The sequence below is a fragment of the Bacillus sp. EU55 genome (genome assembly GCF_038005925.1).
Taxonomy (GTDB): domain Bacteria; phylum Bacillota; class Bacilli; order Bacillales; family Bacillaceae; genus Bacillus; species Bacillus velezensis.
The window spans coordinates 669,041-688,589 of record NZ_JBBOUE010000001.1; the positions used below are offsets into that span (position 1 = coordinate 669,041).

A 19,549-nucleotide genomic window follows, 5' to 3' on the forward strand; every position below is an offset into this window, starting at 1 on the left:
TTGTAATGGGTACAACAATATGTAAAGATGATCTAATTAAACTGGGATATAAAAAATATCAAGCTATTTCACTAATTAGGCAAGCAAAAGCAATCATGGTGCAAAAAGGTTGTCCTTATTATAACAACAAAAGACTGGGGAGAGTTCCTAGAGACGTGGTTGAATCAATTTTAGGAGTGTCTCTTATAAAAGAAATGAGCAACTCCCAATGAAAAATAAAACGCAACAAACAACGAAATATCCTGGTGTATATGTTGATGATAAAGGAAATTACTTTTATCAATCAGAATTTGGTATTGATCGGGTTACAGGAAAACGAATACGAAAAAAAGGAAGAAAAGACGTTAATGGCAAACCCTTTTCTTCCGCCTTCGAAGCTAACAAAGAGTTAACTCGATTAAAAAGAGAATATCATAAAGTCAACAGTTACGCTAACTATAAAATGACTTACGAGCAATTTATGAATAATGTGTATATACCGTACTATCAAACAGACGTTGAAGAAAGTACATTCTCTGTTAAGCAAAGAATTTTGGAAAAGATAAGGGATAGATTTGCTTCTATCCCCCTTCGTTCTATTTCAGTTGAGGACGTGCAAAATTTTCGCACGTGGTTATTAACAAGTCAAAAAAATGGCGGAGCTGGGTATGCTCAGTCTTATGCTAGTCTAATTTTTGGGGTGTTTCGCAAAAGCTTGGATAAAGCTGTGGAAATGCAATATTTGGAGCATAATATTTCGAAAAAAGTTAAAGCAATCCCAAAAGGAAAAGCAATTGTACCCTATTGGACCAAGCTAGAATTTGAAAAAGTGATAAATCAAATCTATATTGGTGATTTTTATGAACATTTGAATTTCGTTATGTTGTGGGTCTATTATATGTCAGGGATTCGTGTGAATGAAGGAACAGCTTTATACTGGAATGACATTGATTTAACAAAGAAACGTATACGAGTTCATCATATGCTTATCATGAAAAACAGAACGGATTGGAAACGAAATTCATATACAAAAACAGAAGATGGAAAGAGAATAATTGCGCTTGATGATGACACTATAAAAATTTTAAAAGATTGGAAAGATAGACAAACAGAAGTTGGTTTAGGTAAGGAAAATAATTTTGTTTTTAGTTATGATGGGTTACCGATGATTAAATCAACGATAGCTCGAATTATTGCACGTTATTCTAAGCTTGCAGGAGTAAAAAAGATACAAGCTAAAGGGTTGCGGCATTCCCATGCTTCATACCTTATTAATGAATTTAACGTTTCGGTTCTTGTTCTATCTCAACGTATGGGGCATTCAAGTCCAGAAATCACTTTAAAACATTATGCTCATATGTGGAGTGGTGCTGATACTGCAATTGCTGATGCAATGACTGGAAATATTGAAATCAAAACTGCTGAACGAACAAAAATCAAATTTAATGGAAATCAAGCATTAAATAAGGTTAACGTAAGAGGGAAAACGGCTATAAAGGAGCAGAAGGAACTTTATAATCATTTGTCTAAGGAGCATTGAGATATGGCTAATACATATAAGCTTTCACTTAAAAATGGTGAACTAGTGGTGTTTACATCAAACATGAACGAACAGGAAATAGACAGATTACCACAGTTTGCTAACCAGCATGATTTCTTTAGCTATTTTAAAGAAAAAGGCATCATACTTCATGGAATCGTTAAACCACCATTGGTGAATGGTGAGGAAAAAGAGTAGTATCCCACCGAGAACCCCACCAAATTAATTTATACAGTTGAGAAACCTAGAATTTTAAAGGGTTTTTGGATACACTATATACAATCGAGTGGGAATAAATGAAGATAAAAAACGTCTCTTTTTAAAAAAGAGGCGTTTTTTTTCATCTTTTTGAAACCGTTTTGCCCCGATTCATATCTAACAGCATAGGAGGTGGATAAGGTGAAGGAAGAACGATTGATCAAAAAGGCGAAAAAAGGCGATGCCGCAGCCTTTGAAAAAATGATCACAGCACACCAGGATACTTTATATAAAACAGCTTATCTCTATTTGCATCACAAAGAAGATACGCTGGACGCAGTGCAGGAAACGGCTTACAAGGCTTTTCTTCATATCGCGCAGCTGAAGGAGCCGAAATATTTTAAAACGTGGCTGATCCGGATTTTGCTTAATACGATTTTTGCAATGAGGAAAAAGAACGGAGACGTCATCCCGTTTGAGCCGCAACATGATACACGCGCGGAGAATAAGAACATTGAAGAATACATAGATCTTCGGAATGCCCTGGAAACGCTTGACGAACATATACAGCTGACCATTCAGCTTTATTATTTTCAAGATTTCTCGATTGCCATGATCGCTGAACAGACCGGTATGGCGGAAGGCACTGTAAAAACGCATCTCCACAGGGCGAGAAAAGCATTGAAGCAGGAGCTGGAAAAGGAGGATAAACAAATATGGAAAAGCATCAAATGAAGCAATTGTATCAGGACATTGACGTGCCGAAAGCTGAATTGAAAAACGTGATACATAGCGCCGCTGTCCGTGCCGGAAAAGAAGGCGCCGTCAGACGGAGATGGGGACGAAAAGTGATAAACGGCCTCGCGGTTGCTGCTGCTTTGTTTATTCTGTATCTGTCCTCAGGCTTGTTCATGCCCTCCGTTAATACGGCTATGGGAAACATCCCTGTTGCCGGGCAGATTTACAGGGTATTTCAGGATAAGGCAGGTTCTGCGCTGTTTAAAAGCAATCTGGTGACAAAACTGAACGAGAAAGCGGAATCGCGCGGGATTACGGTTACAGTGAAAAGTGTGTATTACGACAGCGGACAGCTCGTTTACAATTTTACCGTTGACAATTTGAAATCTGATGAGGAGGATATTCCTTTTCAAGTTGATTATAAAGACACCCGGAATATATTATCTTTGGATTATGACAGTCAGGGCATGAAAAAAATGAAAGACGGGCAGTACGGGGGGCAGTTTCGCTTTTTTGCGGACGGCCCAAAGCTGAAAGACGGTGATAAGCTTCCGCTTGTCATTAAACAAATCAAGGATATCCCCGGAAACTGGCGCTTTACACTCCCGATTAAAAAACAAAAGTCCGTTTCTCTTGAAGGAACGAAAGCTGTGAATGTAAACGGGTTATACCGCTTTTTCGATATCCGGGCGGAAAACGGAACGACGGGATCGGCTCTCCTGTATTCAGTCGACTTTCAAGATGCAGCTAAAAATGATGCTATCTCGATTCGCGAAGCAACGGATGATGCAGGAAACCATTATGAAATGATGATGGCGGCTATTGAACTTGGCAGCAGGAAGAACCTTCCCGGCGGCGGGAAAAGAGTACGCGGCCAAACTCAATTCAGCAAACCGATAGACCCGAAAGCGAAAACACTTTTCATAACGGGTGATGTAAAATCAGAATCAGAGCCGGGAGAAATCGTCCCTCTGAAAACAAAACTGCCCGCCAGCTATGAAACGAAACATCATCATGTCGGCATCACCATCAAAAAGATCAAACAGCAAGGCAGACGGGTAATTGTCGATTATCAATTCAGCGGAATTGATGTAAGCAAAACGGATAAAGATCAGCTGATGAATGTCGGTGAATCAATCGGTCTCGGCAATACGAAAAAAATGAAAACATGGCCATCGCTTAATGAGTATGAAAAAGGCTATTATCTGAAAGGGAATAAGGCGAAAGTCACGAATCTTAAAACGGGTGAAATGGAATCCGTTTTTGAATTAGATGATTCATCCGATAAAGAATATTCATTGCGCGATTTCTCATTCGGTTCGTATGCTTTGTATGTCAATCAAACGGTTATGAACTTGCTGGCGGATGACAAGGGGATCACATTCTCGGTGCCGGTTCGGCCTGCAGACGGAAAATGATGTCAGGAAGGCGGCTTTTGCCGTCTTCCATTATTGGTCAATTAACGAATAAACTAATTTTTTTAAACAAGATTGTTCGTTTTTTTTATTGAGTTTTCAAAATTGAATTGATACAATAGACTCAGAAATCAAATATGCAGATATCGTATAATGGCGGGGATATGGCCCGCAAGTTTCTACCAAGCTACCGTAAATGGCTTGACTACGGATCAATCTCAATCGTTTGATATAAATAATCCATTCTTATTTATTCAGACTGAACGTATGTAGTCAAGCGTCCCAAATGTATTTGGGGCGTTTTTTATTTGGCGGATAACGGGCAGAATAAATGGGAGAGAATGAAGGAGGCAAATGGCTTGAAGCAATTTTTTCAGTTTGATGAGCTGGGGACAAGCTATCGTAATGAAATCATCGGCGGTTTAACGACCTTTTTGTCAATGGCGTACATTCTGTTCGTCAATCCGCTCACATTGTCTTTAAACGGTGTGAAGGGATTTCCGGAAGCATTAAAAATTGATCAGGGCGCGGTGTTCACCGCTACAGCCCTTGCATCTGCGGCCGGATGTATTTTAATGGGGCTCATTGCAAAGTATCCGATCGCGATTGCGCCGGGTATGGGATTAAACGCGTTTTTTGCTTTCTCTGTCGTCCTCGGCATGGGGATTTCATGGCAGGCTGCGCTTTCCGGCGTCTTGATATCCGGAATTATCTTCGTGGCGCTTTCGCTGACGGGACTGCGGGAAAAAATCATTAATGCGATTCCGCCTGAGCTGAAATTGGCGGTCGGCGCGGGTATCGGTTTATTCATTACATTTGTCGGTTTGCAGGGTTCCGGCATTATTGAAGCGAATTCATCGACTTTGGTGTCCTTCGGCAATATTCACAGCGGGCCTGTGCTGCTGACGGTTTTCGGTGTTATTGTGACGGTCATTCTGATGGTGCTTCGCGTAAACGGCGGCGTATTTATCGGAATGCTTCTGACGGCGGTTGCCGGTATGATCTGCGGGCTGATTCCGGTTCCGACACACATTGTCGGCAGCGTGCCGAGTCTTGCGCCGACTTTCGGACAGGCGTGGATGCACCTTCCGGATATCTTCTCCGTACAAATGCTGATTGTCATTTTAACTTTCCTGTTCGTCGGATTTTTCGATACGGCCGGTACGCTGGTAGCTGTAGCGACACAGGCAGGACTGATGAAGGAAAACAAACTTCCGCGCGCGGGAAGAGCGCTTTTGGCAGATTCAACATCAATCGTTATCGGAGCCGTGCTCGGTACGTCTACAACGACTTCTTATGTTGAATCAAGCTCGGGCGTTGCGGCGGGAGCGCGCTCCGGCTTCGCGGCTGTTGTGACGGGCATCCTCTTTTTGCTGGCGATGTTTTTCTCGCCGCTTCTGTCAGTTGTCACCACGAATGTGACGGCCCCGGCTTTAATTATCGTCGGCGCGCTGATGGTGGCGCCGCTCGGTAAGATCGCTTGGGATAAATTCGAGGTGGCTGTGCCGGCATTTTTAACGATGATTATGATGCCGCTGACGTACAGCATTGCGACGGGGATTGCGATCGGTTTTATTTTCTACCCGATTACAATGATCTGCAAAGGAAAAGGAAAAAGCGTGCACCCGATTATGTACGGGCTGTTCGTCATCTTTATCCTGTATTTCATCTTCTTGAAATAACGGAAAAACCGGCTGAGGACAGCCGGTTTTTTGTTTTTGTCCTATTCCGTAAAACCAATACATAATATAAAACGTCATGTGGGTGTCCGGGTGAAGAAAACCGCTTGACTGATGAAGGACGCTTCGGTACCTTATATAAGTGTTTTATTTTCTTGCTTAACAAATTCCGCCGTATTTTTTTGATAGGAGTTGCTGACATGACGGAAGAAAGAAAAGAAACGTTGGAAGAAGAAAAACAGCATCAGGGAACTGATGAAGAACCGCTCTCGAGAATGTCCAGAAAAGCGGGACGTTATCAAAAGCAAAAGAAGAAAGAAAAGGAACGGCGCCCGGCTCCGGCTTTTACGGAAAAACTCGCTTCTGTATGGGCCGCGGTCAAACGTTATTGCCGTTTCGCATTGCGCATTTTGACTTCACCGGTGAAGGTCGTTGGAGAAGACGGCTTTTCCCGCTTTAAATATGCTCTTATTTCAATGCTTGTATTCAGTATTTTTTTCTCAATCGGAAATTGGTTTCAGCTGAGGGCGAGCCAGCAGAGACCGCTCGGATACGGGGAACGGCATCACACGTTTTTTGACGGCTTTACCGTCGTTCTCGTGTATTCGCTCGTCTTTTTTGCCGCTGCGGCCGGCGCGGTCTGGCTTGTATCACGCTATCTGCTGAAACAGAAAATTACGATGCGGGACGCGGCCGCGGGAGTCGGCTCACTCCTGGTTCCGGCTGTCGTCTGCTCTATCGTGTGGATGATTTTCGCGATATTGAATCTGCCGGTTATCACCGTGGTGTTTACGGCGCTGACCTTATTTCTGGCTGCATCGGCGATGGTGCAGTTTGTGCAGATTCTGTACAAATCGGCTGAGAATCCTGCCGTCGACGTGATGTACTGTATTTCTGCGGCGGTCATCATCATGCTCGTCTTTACGGCTGTGACATGGCCGCTTATTTCAGAGTACTTTACTGCCTCGCTGATCCCTTTATAAGTCGAAATTTGTCTTTCACAATGTTTACAAATATTTTTAATAAAGCGTGTTGTTTTGAAAAGCCGTCCGATATATGATGGGAGTAACAGAAATTGGAAAGCGGCATTAATCTTTATGATTCGGAAAGGATGATGAGGATGGCCCCGTTGTTGCGAGAAGCCATTAATCGGAAAAAACAGCATCTGAGGACAAAGCTGATCCGCTCAGGGTTTTATCAAGACCATGTTCAGGAACTGTCCGGGTACACGCTTAGTGAACTTGAGAAGGAATATGAAGCCGTCAAACGATTGAAAAAAGCCGAGCTTCACTGATAAGAGCTTAACAGTCTGCCTTGCGGGGCGGGCTTTTTTTTCTTTTGAAAATGATGAAAAGAGGGTAAACTATCCTTAATTGAAGGATTGATGCTTTTCAAAGTATCAGAGGAGGGGAATCAGTGATGCAGACGATTTTATCCAACAGTATAGGTATGGTTCTCATTATTCTCATCATTAACATTATATATGTCTCTTTCTTTACGATCAGGATGATTCTGACATTAAAGGGACAGCGCTATTTCGCCGCAGGCATCAGTACGATTGAAATCCTTGTGTATGTGACCGGCCTGAGTCTCGTGCTCGGCAATCTGAATCAAATTCAAAACGTCATTGCCTATGCGCTCGGCTACGGCCTCGGCGTCATAGTGGGAATGAAAATTGAAGAGAAACTGGCGCTCGGCTATATTACAGTCAACGTCATTACGAAGGAGCTCGATCTGGACCTGCCGAAACAGCTCCGGGAAAAAGGATACGGGGTTACAAGCTGGGTTGCGGGCGGACTTGAAGGAGACCGGACCGCCATGCAGATTCTGACGCCGCGCAAATATGAGCTTCAGCTTTATGATACGATTAAAACGCTTGATGAAAAAGCGTTTATTATCGCCTTTGAGCCGAAAACGATCCACGGCGGATTCTGGGTGAAAGCAGTGAAGAAGAGGAGAATTAAGGAATGACAAAGCCAAAAAAGAAACGGTTTGAAGTAACGGAAGATGAAACGATTGACACCATTCTCACTTTAATGAAGGAAGAGGGTTATATGCCGGTCCGGCGGATGGAAGAGCCGATCTTTACAGAAAAGAAAGAAAATGGATCAATTCAAGTCGTTCCTTGCGGGAAAAAAATCGTATTTGAAGGGAAATTGATCTAAACACGAACATTAAAAGAAAGAATTTTTATATCGTTCGATAATGTCGTTGACATTATCCAAGTCCGTTGTTAAGATAAACATGAAATCAAAACACGACCTCATATAATCTTGGGAATATGGCCCATAAGTTTCTACCCGGCTGCCGTAAACGGCCGGACTATGCAGGAAAGTGATAAACAGCTGACATGGATATCGCAGAAGCGAACGACTGACGATACGCGCGCCATGCCCGGTTTGTATTGCTTCCTCATAGTTGCAATATAAGCCGGGCTTTTTTTTCTGAAAAACAAAGCATGAGAAGGTGGGAACAGAATGCAGCCGCTAGCAGGAATCATCATGGGAAGCACCTCCGATTGGGAGACAATGAAACATGCATGCGACATACTTGACGAACTTCACATTCCTTATGAAAAACAGGTGGTATCCGCGCACCGGACGCCTGATTTGATGTTTGAATATGCAGAAAGCGCCAGAGACAGGGGCTTAAAAGTCATTATTGCCGGAGCCGGGGGAGCGGCGCATCTGCCGGGAATGACGGCGGCCAAAACGACGCTGCCGGTGATCGGCGTACCGGTTCAGACGAAATCGCTTAACGGGCTTGATTCTCTTCTGTCTATCGTACAGATGCCCGGCGGCGTGCCGGTCGCGACGACGGCGATTGGGAAAGCGGGCGCAGTGAACGCGGGTCTGTTAGCCGCGCAAATTTTGTCGGCATTTGACGATGACATTGCGGATAAACTAGAGGCGAGAAGAAATGCGACAAAACAAACGGTGCTGGAAAGCAGTGATCAGCTTGTCTGATAAAAAAACGATTTTTCCCGGCGCCGTCATCGGCATTATCGGAGGCGGACAGCTCGGAAAAATGATGGCTGTCGCCGCAAAACAGATGGGCTATAAAGTCGCTGTCGTCGATCCCGTGAAAGACTCGCCATGCGGACAGATCGCCGATATTGAGATTACCGCCCAGTACAATGACCGTGAAGCGATTCAAAAATTGGCCGGAGTCAGTGACATCATTACGTACGAATTTGAAAATATCGATTACGAGGCGCTCAACTGGCTCAAAGAACATGCATATCTTCCCCAGGGAAGCGAGCTGCTGCTCATCACCCAAAACAGGGAAACGGAAAAAAAGGCGATCCAGTCAGCAGGCTGTCAAGTCGCTCCTTATCGGATCGTAAACAGCGGACGGGAGCTTGAGGAAGCCGTTCAGGCACTGGGGCTCCCGGCGGTGCTGAAAACATGCCGCGGCGGATATGACGGCAAAGGCCAATTTGTCATTAAGGAAGAAGGACAGACAGATGAAGCGGCTGCGCTGTTAGAAAACGGCACGTGCATACTTGAAAGCTGGGTATCGTTCCGGATGGAGCTTTCCGTTATCGTGACGAGATCGGTGCACGGTGAGATTTCAACCTTTCCGGCTGCTGAAAATATCCACAAAAATAATATTCTGTTCCAAAGCATCGTGCCCGCGAGAGCGGAGGAAACGGTTCAGAAGCGGGCAGAGGCGCTTGCCGTTCAGCTCGCGGAGAAATTGGAACTTGTCGGGCCGCTTGCGGTGGAAATGTTCGTCACGGAAGACGGAGACCTTTTGATTAATGAACTGGCGCCGCGTCCTCACAATTCAGGGCATTATACGCTCGACCTTTGTGAAACGAGCCAATTCGAACAGCACATCAGAGCGGTCTGCGGACTTCCTCTCGGCCGAACCGATCTGCTCAAACCGGGAATGATGGTGAATCTTCTCGGTGATGAAGTGAAGCTGGCGGAGGAGCATACGGAGCTTTTAAAGGAAGCCAAACTGTACCTGTACGGAAAACATGAAATTAAAAAAGGCCGCAAAATGGGGCATATAACGTTTTTGCGGGAGCCTGATGAAAAATGGATTCAGGACATCACGAACATATGGATGAAAAGAGACGGAGGACGAGCATAATGATCGAACGTTATTCAAGACCTGAAATGTCCGCGATCTGGACGGACGAAAACAGATACCAGGCATGGCTGGAAGTCGAGATTTTAGCCTGTGAAGCCTGGGCTGAGCTTGGCGTCATTCCGAAAGAAGATGTTAAAGTCATGCGCGAAAACGCGTCTTTCGACATTAACCGCATTTTGGAAATCGAGCAGGATACGCGCCATGACGTCGTGGCATTCACCCGCGCGGTTTCAGAATCATTAGGCGAAGAAAGAAAATGGGTTCACTACGGCCTGACGTCAACAGATGTCGTGGATACCGCTCTTTCCTATCTATTAAAACAGGCGAATGAGATTTTGCTCAAGGACATTGAGAGATTTGTTGACATTATAAAAGAAAAAGCAAAAGAACATAAATACACGGTCATGATGGGCCGCACGCACGGCGTACACGCGGAACCGACGACATTCGGCCTGAAGCTCGCGCTTTGGCACGAAGAAATGAAACGCAACCTTGAACGTTTCAAGCAGGCGAAAGAAGGGATCGAAGTCGGGAAGCTTTCCGGCGCGGTCGGCACATATGCAAATATTGATCCGTTCGTAGAGCAGTATGTCTGTGAAAAACTTGGCCTGAAAGCGGCGCCGATTTCCACTCAGACATTACAGCGCGACCGTCATGCGGATTACATGGCGGCACTGGCTTTGATCGCGACGAGCATTGAAAAATTCGCAGTGGAAATCCGCGGTCTGCAAAAGAGTGAAACACGTGAAGTGGAAGAGTTTTTTGCGAAAGGACAAAAAGGTTCATCGGCTATGCCTCATAAACGGAATCCGATCGGGTCGGAAAATATGACGGGCATGGCGCGCGTGATCCGCGGGTACATGCTGACGGCATACGAAAATGTTCCGTTATGGCATGAGCGTGATATTTCTCATTCATCAGCTGAGCGCATCATTCTTCCTGACGCGACAATCGCGCTGAATTACATGCTGAACCGATTCAGCAATATCGTCAAAAACTTAACGGTATTCCCGGAAAATATGAAACGCAACATGGACCGCACACTCGGTTTAATCTACTCTCAGCGCGTGCTGCTCGCTTTAATCGACACGGGTCTGCCTCGTGAAGAAGCATATGACACGGTTCAGCCGAAAGCGATGGAAGCGTGGGAAAAACAAGTGCCGTTCCGCCAGCTTGTCGAAGCGGAAGAAAAAATCACGTCCCGTCTTACACCGGAACAGATTGCCGATTGCTTTGACTACAATTATCATTTGAAAAACGTCGACTTGATCTTTGAGCGTTTAGGTTTATAGAAGAAGCCAGCCGGGGGCGGCTTCTTCAGCCGCTATAGATTGAATATTCCCAACATTCGGGTTAGGAGGCCTTCCGTGAATATTATGAACAATAATCTTCTTTATGAAGGAAAAGCGAAACGAATTTATCAAACAGAAGACGAACAGATTCTCCGCGTGGTCTACAAGGATTCCGCAACAGCCTTTAATGGTGAGAAAAAAGCGGAGATCAGCGGAAAGGGCCGTCTGAACAATGAAATTTCAAGCCTGATTTTCAAACATCTGCATGCTAAAGGAATTGACAATCACTTTGTAGAGCGCCTTTCAGAATCAGAGCAGCTTATCAAAAAGGTAAGCATCATTCCGATTGAAGTCGTGGTCAGAAACTTTGCCGCCGGAAGCATGTCGAAACGCCTCGGCATCCCGGAAGGAACTGAGCTTCCGCAGCCGATTATCGAATTTTACTATAAAGACGACGCACTCGGTGATCCGCTCATTACCGAAGATCATATCTGGCTCTTGAAAGCGGCGGTTCCTGAGCAGGTCAAAACGATCAAATCGATTACAAAACAAGTGAATCCAGAACTTCAGCATATTTTTGAAGACTGCGGTGTCAGATTAATAGATTTTAAGCTGGAATTCGGCTTAGACGCAGAGGGACGGGTGCTTTTAGCAGATGAAATTTCTCCTGACACGTGCCGTCTGTGGGATAAAGACACGAACGAAAAGCTTGATAAAGATTTGTTCAGACAGAACCTGGGAAGCTTAACCGACGGATATGAAGAGATTTTCAAAAGACTGGGAGGCATTTCATCATGTATAAAGTGAAAGTTTATGTCAGCTTAAAAGAAAGTGTGCTCGATCCTCAAGGAAGCGCGGTGCAGCATGCATTGCACAGCATGACCTATAATGAAGTGCAGGACGTGCGAATCGGAAAATACATGGAGCTGACGATCGAAAAATCTGACCGTGATCTTGACGCGCTCGTGAAAGAAATGTGTGAGAAGCTCCTAGCCAATACAGTCATTGAAGACTACCGATATGAAGTTGAGGAGGTTGTCGCACAGTGAAATTTGCGGTGATTGTGTTACCCGGCTCCAACTGTGATATTGATATGTTTCACGCCGTAAAGGACGAACTCGGCGAAGAAGTCGAGTATGTCTGGCACGAGGAAACAAGTCTTGACGGATTTGACGGCGTGCTCATCCCCGGCGGCTTCTCTTACGGCGATTACCTGAGATGCGGCGCCATCGCCAGATTCGCAAACATCATGCCGGCGGTGAAAAAAGCGGCTGCTGAAGGCAAACCGATTCTCGGCGTCTGCAACGGATTCCAGATTCTGCAGGAGCTCGGACTTCTGCCCGGCGCCATGAGACGCAACAAAGATTTAAAATTCATCTGCCGCCCGGTTGAATTAATCGTGCAGAACGGCGAAACAATGTTCACATCTTCTTATAAAGAGGGACAATCGATTACGATTCCGGTTGCCCACGGCGAAGGCAATTTCTACTGTGATGACGAAACGCTTGAAAGATTAAAAGAAAACAATCAAATCGCCTTCACATACGGAAGCGATATTAACGGAAGCGTAAGCGGCATTGCCGGCGTCGTGAATGAGAAAGGCAACGTATTAGGCATGATGCCTCACCCGGAGCGTGCGGTCGATGAACTGCTCGGCAGCGCAGACGGTCTTGCATTGTTCCAGTCTATTGTGAAAAATTGGAGGGAAACTCATGTCGCTACTGCTTGAACCAAGTAAAGAACAAATAAAAGAAGAGAAACTCTATCAGCAAATGGGTGTCAGTGATGACGAGTTTGCACTGATTGAATCGATTATCGGAAGATTGCCGAACTATACGGAAATCGGGATTTTTTCCGTGATGTGGTCAGAGCACTGCAGCTATAAAAACTCAAAACCGGTTTTACGCAAATTCCCGACTAGCGGCGAACGCGTGCTGCAGGGTCCCGGAGAAGGCGCGGGAATCGTTGACATCGGTGACAATCAGGCGGTCGTGTTCAAAATTGAATCGCATAACCACCCGTCAGCACTTGAGCCATACCAAGGTGCTGCGACGGGAGTGGGCGGCATCATCCGTGACGTTTTCTCAATGGGCGCCCGTCCGATAGCTGTATTAAACTCTCTTCGATTTGGTGAACTCACTTCACCTCGAGTGAAGTACTTGTTTGAAGAAGTAGTGGCGGGAATCGCGGGATACGGAAACTGTATCGGCATTCCGACCGTCGGCGGAGAAGTGCAGTTTGACCCGAGCTATGAGGGCAATCCGCTTGTCAATGCAATGTGCGTCGGCTTAATCGATCATAAAGATATTAAAAAAGGCCAGGCGAAAGGTGTCGGCAACACGGTCATGTACGTGGGCGCTAAGACGGGGCGCGACGGCATCCACGGCGCTACTTTCGCATCAGAAGAAATGTCTGATTCGTCTGAGGAAAAACGATCCGCGGTGCAGGTCGGCGATCCTTTCATGGAAAAACTTCTCTTGGAAGCCTGCCTTGAAGTCATTCAGTGCGACGCGTTAGTCGGCATTCAGGATATGGGGGCGGCCGGTCTGACCAGTTCAAGTGCGGAAATGGCAAGCAAAGCCGGCTCCGGCATTGAAATGAACCTTGACCTCATTCCGCAGCGGGAAACAGGTATGACCGCTTACGAAATGATGCTTTCCGAGTCTCAGGAACGCATGCTTCTCGTCATTGAACGCGGGCGTGAACAGGAAATTGTCGATATTTTTAATAAATATGATCTAGAAGCGGTTTCCGTGGGTCATGTTACGGATGATAAAATGCTCCGCCTCCGCCATAACGGAGAGGTTGTTTGCGAACTTCCGGTCGACGCGCTGGCGGAAGAAGCGCCTGTGTACCACAAGCCGTCAGCGGAACCCGCGTACTACCGCGAGTTTCAGGAAACGGAAGTTCCCGCGCCTGAAGTGAAAGATGCGACAGAGACGCTTTTTGCCCTGCTGCAGCAGCCGACAATCGCCAGCAAAGAGTGGGTGTACGATCAATATGACTACATGGTGCGTACAAACACGGTGGTCGCTCCGGGATCTGATGCGGGAGTGCTCAGAATCCGCGGCACAAAAAAAGCGCTGGCGATGACGACGGATTGCAACGCCCGCTATTTATATCTTGATCCGGAAGAAGGCGGAAAAATCGCTGTTGCCGAAGCAGCGCGCAACATCATTTGCTCAGGTGCAGAACCGCTTGCGGTCACAGACAACCTTAACTTCGGAAATCCGGAGAAACCGGAAATCTTCTGGCAAATCGAAAAAGCAGCCGATGGCATCAGCGAGGCGTGCAATGTGCTCAGCACACCGGTTATTGGCGGTAACGTATCACTTTATAATGAATCGAACGGAACGGCTATCTATCCGACGCCTGTTATCGGCATGGTCGGCTTAATTGAAGATACGGCTCATATTACGACACAGCATGTCAAACAAGCGGGGGATCTTGTATACGTGATCGGCGAAACAAAACCTGAGTTTGCCGGAAGCGAACTGCAAAAAATGACAGAAGGCCGCATTTACGGCAAAGCGCCGCAAATCGATCTTGATGTAGAGCTGTCACGCCAAAAAGCATTGCTTGACGCGATTAAAAAAGGCTTCGTACAATCAGCGCATGATGTGTCTGAAGGCGGCTTAGGCGTAGCGGTTGCAGAAAGCGTCATGACGACGGAAAACCTTGGCGCACACGTGACTGTAGAAGGGGAAGCGGCATTATTATTCTCTGAATCTCAATCACGCTTCGTCGTTTCGGTGAAAAAAGAACACCAAGCTGCGTTTGAAGCGGCTATGGCCGATGCGGTTCATATCGGCGAGGTAACGGCTGACGGACTTCTGGCGATTCAAAACCAGGACGGACAACAATTGGTTCACGCGCAAACGAAAGAACTTGAGCGCGCGTGGAAAGGAGCTATTCCATGCTTGCTGAAATCAAAGGCCTGAATGAAGAATGCGGTGTGTTTGGCATCTGGGGACATGAAGAAGCCCCGCAGATCACGTATTACGGCCTGCACAGCCTCCAGCACAGAGGACAGGAAGGCGCGGGAATTGTCGCAACTGACGGTGAAAAACTGACGGCGCATAAAGGACAGGGGCTTATTACCGAAGTTTTTCAAAACGGCGAACTGAGCAAAGTGAAGGGAAAAGGCGCGATCGGGCACGTCCGTTATGCGACGGCAGGCGGAGGCGGATATGAAAATGTCCAGCCGCTCCTGTTCCGTTCGCAAAACAACGGCAGCCTCGCGCTCGCCCATAACGGCAACTTGGTCAACGCCACACAGTTGAAGCAGCAGCTTGAAAATCAAGGGAGCATTTTTCAGACTTCCTCCGATACGGAAGTGCTGGCTCATCTGATTAAACGCAGCGGACACTTTTCGCTGAAGGATCAAATCAAAAATTCGCTGTCTATGCTGAAAGGCGCTTATGCCTTTTTAATCATGACTGAAACAGAAATGATCGTAGCGCTTGACCCGAACGGACTCAGACCGCTGTCAATCGGCATGATGGGTGATGCTTACGTCGTCGCTTCAGAAACGTGCGCATTCGATGTGGTCGGCGCGACATACCTTCGCGAGGTAGAGCCGGGCGAAATGCTGATCATCAATGATGAAGGCATGAAATCAGAGCGTTTCTCCATGAATATCAACCGTTCCATCTGCAGCATGGAGTACATTTATTTCTCAAGACCTGACAGCAATATCGACGGCATTAACGTGCACAGCGCCCGGAAAAACCTCGGAAAAATGCTTGCCCAGGAGTCCGCGATTGAAGCGGATGTCGTCACAGGCGTGCCTGATTCCAGTATTTCTGCGGCTATCGGCTATGCTGAGGCAACGGGCATTCCGTACGAACTCGGTCTCATTAAAAACCGTTATGTCGGCAGAACGTTTATCCAGCCGTCACAGGCTCTGCGCGAGCAAGGCGTGAGAATGAAGCTGTCCGCCGTCCGCGGTGTTGTTGAAGGAAAACGGGTCGTCATGGTTGATGATTCCATCGTGCGCGGGACGACAAGCCGCCGGATTGTCACAATGCTCAGAGAAGCGGGAGCGACAGAGGTGCACGTCAAGATCAGTTCACCGCCGATCGCTCATCCGTGCTTCTACGGCATCGACACATCAACCCATGAGGAGCTGATCGCTTCTTCTCATTCCGTGGAAGAAATCCGCCAGATCATCGGTGCTGACACGCTTTCTTTCTTAAGTGTAGACGGATTGTTAAAAGGAGTCGGCCGAACATTTGAAGACACCAACTGCGGACAATGCCTCGCTTGTTTTACGGGCAAATATCCGACGGAAATTTATCAGGATACAGTGCTTCCTCACGTAAAAGAAGCGGTGCTGACAAAATAAAATGTGAAAATGACATAAAGGCAGCGGGAATTCAGGCTGCCTTTCTCTTTCTGCCTTTTAAGGAGAAACGAATTGACAAGGAGTGATAGGGATGTCTGATGCTTATAAAAATGCCGGAGTTGACATCGAAGCCGGATACGAAGCCGTCAAACGAATGAAAAAACACGTGGAGCGCACGAAAAGGCTCGGCGTTATGGGAAGCCTAGGCGGTTTTGGCGGAATGTTTGATCTGTCAGAGCTTCCGTATCAAAAGCCTGTTTTAATTTCCGGAACAGACGGTGTCGGCACCAAGCTGAAACTCGCATTTTCAATGGATAAACATGACACGATCGGCGTCGATGCGGTCGCGATGTGTGTAAATGATGTGCTTGCCCAAGGAGCGGAGCCGCTGTTTTTCCTTGATTATTTGGCGGTCGGCAAGGCTGATCCGGTAAAAATTGAGCAGATCGTTCAGGGCGTGGCGGACGGATGCGAGCAGTCAGGATCAGCGCTTATCGGCGGTGAGACGGCGGAAATGCCGGGGCTGTATACGGCTGATGAATACGATATTGCGGGCTTTTCAGTCGGCGTCGCGGAAAAAGACGAAATCGTCACCGGTGAACATATCGAAGAGGGGCATCTCTTAATCGGACTTACTTCAAGCGGCCTTCACAGCAACGGATTTTCCCTTGTGAGAAAAGTGCTTCTTGATGACGGCGGACTTGATTTGGATACTGTCTATGAACCGTTTGCGCGTCCTCTCGGAGAAGAATTGCTGGAACCGACGAGAATATATGTGAAGCCGGTGCTCAAGGCGGTGAAAAGCGGTAAGGTGGACGGCATGGCGCATGTGACAGGCGGAGGATTCATCGAGAACATCCCGCGGATGCTGCCGGACGGATTGAGTGCGGAAATTGATCACGGATCATGGCCGATCCCGCCGATTTTTCCGTTTCTGCAGGAGCACGGCAAGCTGAAAGAAGAAGAAATGTTCAATGTTTTTAATATGGGCATCGGTTTTGTCCTTGCCGTTAAAGAAGAAAACCTGACAGACGTCATCGACACGCTTGAAGCTCAGGGCGAGAAGGCTTATCTGATCGGCCGGGTCAAGCGGGGCGAAGGCATTTCTTTCGGCGGTGCGGCTCTTTCATGAAAAAGTTTGCGGTATTTGCTTCAGGAAACGGATCGAACTTCGAGGCCATTGCCAAACGCATGAGAGAAGAGAAGTGGGATGCGGAGCTCTCGCTTCTCGTGACGGATAAGCCTCAGGCAAAGGCGGTGGAAAGGGCGGAGGCTTTACACATTCCGTCATTCGCCTTTGAACCGTCATCTTTTGAAAACAAAGCGGCTTTTGAACGGGCCGTTATTGAACAGCTGCGCCTGCACGGGGCGGAATTAATCGTTCTCGCCGGCTATATGAGACTGATTGGAGATACGCTGCTTGAAGCATACGGGGGCCGCATTATTAATATACATCCCTCGCTTCTTCCGGCATTCCCCGGGATTGACGCTGTCGGACAGGCGTATCGGGCCGGTGTGAAAGTGGCGGGCATTACCGTTCATTACGTCGACGAAGGCATGGACACCGGACCGATTATCGCGCAAAAAGCATTCGAAATACAGGAAAACGATACGCTTGAAGACATAGAGCATACAATACACGAGCTTGAGCACAAATGGTATCCGAGCGTTGTGAAACAGCTGCTGGGACTAAATAACAGAGGTGAAAAGGCATGACAATCAAACGCGCACTAATCAGTGTTTCTGATAAAACAAATCTCGTACCTTTCGTAAAGGAACTGACAGAGCTCGGCGTCGAAGTCATTTCGACCGGAGGAACAAAAAAACTACTTCAGGAAAACGGTGTGGATGTCATCGGCATTTCAGAAGTGACCGGATTTCCTGAAATTATGGACGGACGGTTAAAAACGCTCCATCCTAATATTCACGGCGGACTGCTTGCCGTAAGAGACAATGAAGAGCATATGGCGCAGATCAATGAGCACGGCATTGCACCGATTGACCTTGTGGTTGTCAACCTTTATCCGTTTAAAGAAACGATTTCAAAAGAAGATGTAACATACGATGAAGCGATAGAAAACATTGATATCGGCGGCCCCGGCATGCTGCGCGCCGCATCGAAAAACCATCAGGATGTGACGGTCATCACAGATCCGGCCGATTACAGCTCCGTGCTCATTGAGATGAAAGAACACGGCGGTGTTTCGCTTAAAAGAAAACGCGAGCTTGCGGCCAAAGTATTCCGCCATACCGCGGCATACGACGCATTAATCGCTGATTACTTAACACGCGAGGCCGGTGAGAAAGACCCTGAGCAATTCACCGTTACATTTGAGAAAAAACAATCGCTTCGCTACGGTGAAAACCCTCACCAAGAGGCTGTTTTCTACCAAAGCGCACTTCCTGTCTCCGGTTCCATCGCGGCGGCAAAACAGCTTCACGGCAAAGAGCTTTCTTACAACAATATTAAGGACGCGGATGCGGCCGTTCAAATCGTCCGGGAGTTTACAGAACCCGCAGCTGTTGCCGTTAAACATATGAATCCGTGCGGAGTCGGTACGGGAGCTTCAATTGAGGAAGCATTCAATAAAGCGTATGAAGCTGATAAAATCTCCATTTTCGGCGGCATCATCGCGCTGAACCGTGAAGTTGATCAGGCAACGGCTGAAGCCCTTCACGGCATCTTTTTAGAAATCATTATCGCCCCTTCTTTCAGTGAAGAAGCGCTGAACGTACTGACGGCGAAGAAAAACCTTCGTCTTCTCACGCTTGACGTGACCGCATCAGGGAAGAAAGAAAAACAGCTGACATCCGTACAGGGCGGCCTTTTGATTCAAGATTTAGACGTCCATGGATTTGATGACGCCGACATCAGCATCCCGACAAAAAGAGAGCCGAACGAGCAGGAATGGGAAGATCTGAAGCTCGCCTGGAAAGTCGTCAAACACGTGAAATCCAACGCGATCGTTCTTGCAAAAGACCATATGACGGTCGGTGTGGGCGCAGGACAGATGAATCGCGTCGGTTCAGCTAAAATCGCCATTGAGCAGGCCGGAGAAAAAGCAAAAGGCAGCGCGCTCGGATCAGACGCGTTTTTCCCGATGCCGGATACAGTCGAAGAAGCCGCAAAAGCCGGTGTCACGGCGATTATTCAGCCCGGCGGATCGGTCCGCGATGAAGATTCGATTAAAAAAGCGGATGAATACGGGATCGCCATGGTATTCACCGGCATCAGACATTTCAAACATTAAGAGGGGGAA

21 protein-coding genes and 2 riboswitches are annotated in these 19,549 nt (G+C 47.1%); all 21 genes read left to right on the top strand.

Translation table 11 applies throughout. The annotated features are described in order from the left end of the window. The first annotated feature begins 5 nt into the window (after positions 1-5). The 21 genes from NYE50_RS03495 to purH all read left to right on the top strand — a co-directional run bounded on the left by NYE50_RS03495 (position 6) and on the right by purH (position 19,540). On the top strand, positions 6-212 hold the full coding sequence (locus tag NYE50_RS03495; RefSeq protein ID WP_084990903.1) for a DUF3173 domain-containing protein: 207 nt from the start codon (positions 6-8) through the stop codon (positions 210-212). Then, positions 209-1,519 (top strand): tyrosine-type recombinase/integrase, encoded by a 1,311-nt coding sequence (locus NYE50_RS03500; protein WP_224988925.1) that lies wholly within the window; start codon positions 209-211, stop codon positions 1,517-1,519. The genes NYE50_RS03495 and NYE50_RS03500 overlap by 4 nt, the downstream gene beginning before the upstream one ends. Positions 1,520-1,522: 3 nt before the next feature. Continuing rightward, positions 1,523-1,717 (top strand): hypothetical protein, encoded by a 195-nt coding sequence (locus NYE50_RS03505; RefSeq protein ID WP_340763184.1) that lies wholly within the window; start codon positions 1,523-1,525, stop codon positions 1,715-1,717. Between the two features lie 201 nt (positions 1,718-1,918). Next, positions 1,919-2,452 carry a sigma-70 family RNA polymerase sigma factor gene (locus NYE50_RS03510; RefSeq protein WP_159353859.1) on the top strand — a complete coding sequence of 178 codons (534 nt, stop codon included), beginning with the start codon at positions 1,919-1,921 and terminating at the stop codon, positions 2,450-2,452. Further along, positions 2,434-3,873, top strand: coding sequence for a DUF4179 domain-containing protein (locus tag NYE50_RS03515; RefSeq protein ID WP_159353860.1), 1,440 nt, complete (start codon positions 2,434-2,436; stop codon positions 3,871-3,873). Before NYE50_RS03510 ends, NYE50_RS03515 begins: the two co-directional genes overlap by 19 nt. A 123-nt stretch (positions 3,874-3,996) precedes the next feature. After that, positions 3,997-4,098, top strand: a riboswitch (purine riboswitch). 131 nt (positions 4,099-4,229) lie between these two features. Then, the gene (locus NYE50_RS03520) at positions 4,230-5,552 is read left to right on the top strand and encodes an NCS2 family permease (protein ID WP_047476370.1); all 1,323 of its coding nucleotides are present in this window, start codon (positions 4,230-4,232) and stop codon (positions 5,550-5,552) included. Positions 5,553-5,749: 197 nt separating this feature from the next. After that, positions 5,750-6,532 (top strand): hypothetical protein, encoded by a 783-nt coding sequence (locus tag NYE50_RS03525; protein ID WP_045926631.1) that lies wholly within the window; start codon positions 5,750-5,752, stop codon positions 6,530-6,532. A gap of 137 nt (positions 6,533-6,669) precedes the next feature. Continuing rightward, positions 6,670-6,843 (top strand): Fur-regulated basic protein FbpA, encoded by a 174-nt coding sequence (locus tag NYE50_RS03530; protein WP_003155777.1) that lies wholly within the window; start codon positions 6,670-6,672, stop codon positions 6,841-6,843. A 122-nt stretch (positions 6,844-6,965) separates the two neighbouring features. Then, positions 6,966-7,520: a DUF2179 domain-containing protein gene (locus NYE50_RS03535; RefSeq protein WP_014469850.1), complete on the top strand. Its 555-nt coding sequence runs from the start codon at positions 6,966-6,968 to the stop codon at positions 7,518-7,520. Further along, the gene (locus NYE50_RS03540; RefSeq protein ID WP_007609843.1) at positions 7,517-7,714 is read left to right on the top strand and encodes an NETI motif-containing protein; all 198 of its coding nucleotides are present in this window, start codon (positions 7,517-7,519) and stop codon (positions 7,712-7,714) included. The genes NYE50_RS03535 and NYE50_RS03540 overlap by 4 nt, the downstream gene beginning before the upstream one ends. Before the next feature lie 78 nt (positions 7,715-7,792). Then, a riboswitch (purine riboswitch) is annotated at positions 7,793-7,894 on the top strand. Positions 7,895-8,026: 132 nt separating this feature from the next. Continuing rightward, positions 8,027-8,515: a 5-(carboxyamino)imidazole ribonucleotide mutase gene (gene purE / locus NYE50_RS03545; RefSeq protein ID WP_007609846.1), complete on the top strand. Its 489-nt coding sequence runs from the start codon at positions 8,027-8,029 to the stop codon at positions 8,513-8,515. Further along, positions 8,469-9,650, top strand: coding sequence for a 5-(carboxyamino)imidazole ribonucleotide synthase (purK, locus tag NYE50_RS03550; RefSeq protein WP_159353861.1), 1,182 nt, complete (start codon positions 8,469-8,471; stop codon positions 9,648-9,650). The genes purE and purK overlap by 47 nt, the downstream gene beginning before the upstream one ends. After that, positions 9,650-10,942, top strand: coding sequence for an adenylosuccinate lyase (purB, locus tag NYE50_RS03555; protein WP_007408896.1), 1,293 nt, complete (start codon positions 9,650-9,652; stop codon positions 10,940-10,942). The genes purK and purB overlap by 1 nt, the downstream gene beginning before the upstream one ends. A gap of 75 nt (positions 10,943-11,017) precedes the next feature. Beyond that, positions 11,018-11,749 (top strand): phosphoribosylaminoimidazolesuccinocarboxamide synthase, encoded by a 732-nt coding sequence (gene purC / locus NYE50_RS03560; RefSeq protein WP_060963400.1) that lies wholly within the window; start codon positions 11,018-11,020, stop codon positions 11,747-11,749. Next, positions 11,737-11,991 (top strand): phosphoribosylformylglycinamidine synthase subunit PurS, encoded by a 255-nt coding sequence (gene purS, locus NYE50_RS03565; RefSeq protein ID WP_003155758.1) that lies wholly within the window; start codon positions 11,737-11,739, stop codon positions 11,989-11,991. The genes purC and purS overlap by 13 nt, the downstream gene beginning before the upstream one ends. Beyond that, the gene (gene purQ, locus NYE50_RS03570; RefSeq protein WP_159353862.1) at positions 11,988-12,671 is read left to right on the top strand and encodes a phosphoribosylformylglycinamidine synthase subunit PurQ; all 684 of its coding nucleotides are present in this window, start codon (positions 11,988-11,990) and stop codon (positions 12,669-12,671) included. Before purS ends, purQ begins: the two co-directional genes overlap by 4 nt. Beyond that, entirely contained in the window at positions 12,655-14,883 is a 2,229-nt protein-coding gene (gene purL / locus NYE50_RS03575; protein ID WP_159353863.1) for a phosphoribosylformylglycinamidine synthase subunit PurL, read from the top strand. Before purQ ends, purL begins: the two co-directional genes overlap by 17 nt. Further along, positions 14,859-16,289, top strand: a complete 1,431-nt coding sequence (gene purF / locus NYE50_RS03580) for an amidophosphoribosyltransferase (protein WP_159353864.1) — start codon at positions 14,859-14,861, stop codon at positions 16,287-16,289. The genes purL and purF overlap by 25 nt, the downstream gene beginning before the upstream one ends. 91 nt (positions 16,290-16,380) lie before the next feature. After that, the gene (gene purM / locus NYE50_RS03585; protein ID WP_007609857.1) at positions 16,381-17,421 is read left to right on the top strand and encodes a phosphoribosylformylglycinamidine cyclo-ligase; all 1,041 of its coding nucleotides are present in this window, start codon (positions 16,381-16,383) and stop codon (positions 17,419-17,421) included. Further along, positions 17,418-18,005 carry a phosphoribosylglycinamide formyltransferase gene (purN, locus tag NYE50_RS03590; RefSeq protein WP_007408902.1) on the top strand — a complete coding sequence of 196 codons (588 nt, stop codon included), beginning with the start codon at positions 17,418-17,420 and terminating at the stop codon, positions 18,003-18,005. Before purM ends, purN begins: the two co-directional genes overlap by 4 nt. Further along, positions 18,002-19,540, top strand: coding sequence for a bifunctional phosphoribosylaminoimidazolecarboxamide formyltransferase/IMP cyclohydrolase (gene purH / locus NYE50_RS03595; RefSeq protein ID WP_159353865.1), 1,539 nt, complete (start codon positions 18,002-18,004; stop codon positions 19,538-19,540). Before purN ends, purH begins: the two co-directional genes overlap by 4 nt. Positions 19,541-19,549: the final 9 nt, after the last annotated feature.

What these genes read in the sequence shown, in the direction of transcription:
- NYE50_RS03495 (WP_084990903.1), top strand. Translation starts at nt 6, where the DNA reads ATGGGTACAACAATATGTAAAGATGATCTAATTAAACTGGGATATAAA.
- NYE50_RS03500 (WP_224988925.1), top strand. Translation starts at nt 209, where the DNA reads ATGAAAAATAAAACGCAACAAACAACGAAATATCCTGGTGTATATGTT.
- NYE50_RS03505 (WP_340763184.1), top strand. Translation starts at nt 1,523, where the DNA reads ATGGCTAATACATATAAGCTTTCACTTAAAAATGGTGAACTAGTGGTG.
- NYE50_RS03515 (WP_159353860.1), top strand. Translation starts at nt 2,434, where the DNA reads ATGGAAAAGCATCAAATGAAGCAATTGTATCAGGACATTGACGTGCCG.
- NYE50_RS03525 (WP_045926631.1), top strand. Translation starts at nt 5,750, where the DNA reads ATGACGGAAGAAAGAAAAGAAACGTTGGAAGAAGAAAAACAGCATCAG.
- NYE50_RS03530 (WP_003155777.1), top strand. Translation starts at nt 6,670, where the DNA reads ATGGCCCCGTTGTTGCGAGAAGCCATTAATCGGAAAAAACAGCATCTG.
- NYE50_RS03540 (WP_007609843.1), top strand. Translation starts at nt 7,517, where the DNA reads ATGACAAAGCCAAAAAAGAAACGGTTTGAAGTAACGGAAGATGAAACG.
- purE (WP_007609846.1), top strand. Translation starts at nt 8,027, where the DNA reads ATGCAGCCGCTAGCAGGAATCATCATGGGAAGCACCTCCGATTGGGAG.
- purK (WP_159353861.1), top strand. Translation starts at nt 8,469, where the DNA reads ATGCGACAAAACAAACGGTGCTGGAAAGCAGTGATCAGCTTGTCTGAT.
- purB (WP_007408896.1), top strand. Translation starts at nt 9,650, where the DNA reads ATGATCGAACGTTATTCAAGACCTGAAATGTCCGCGATCTGGACGGAC.
- purS (WP_003155758.1), top strand. Translation starts at nt 11,737, where the DNA reads ATGTATAAAGTGAAAGTTTATGTCAGCTTAAAAGAAAGTGTGCTCGAT.
- purL (WP_159353863.1), top strand. Translation starts at nt 12,655, where the DNA reads ATGTCGCTACTGCTTGAACCAAGTAAAGAACAAATAAAAGAAGAGAAA.
- purF (WP_159353864.1), top strand. Translation starts at nt 14,859, where the DNA reads ATGCTTGCTGAAATCAAAGGCCTGAATGAAGAATGCGGTGTGTTTGGC.
- purM (WP_007609857.1), top strand. Translation starts at nt 16,381, where the DNA reads ATGTCTGATGCTTATAAAAATGCCGGAGTTGACATCGAAGCCGGATAC.
- purN (WP_007408902.1), top strand. Translation starts at nt 17,418, where the DNA reads ATGAAAAAGTTTGCGGTATTTGCTTCAGGAAACGGATCGAACTTCGAG.
- purH (WP_159353865.1), top strand. Translation starts at nt 18,002, where the DNA reads ATGACAATCAAACGCGCACTAATCAGTGTTTCTGATAAAACAAATCTC.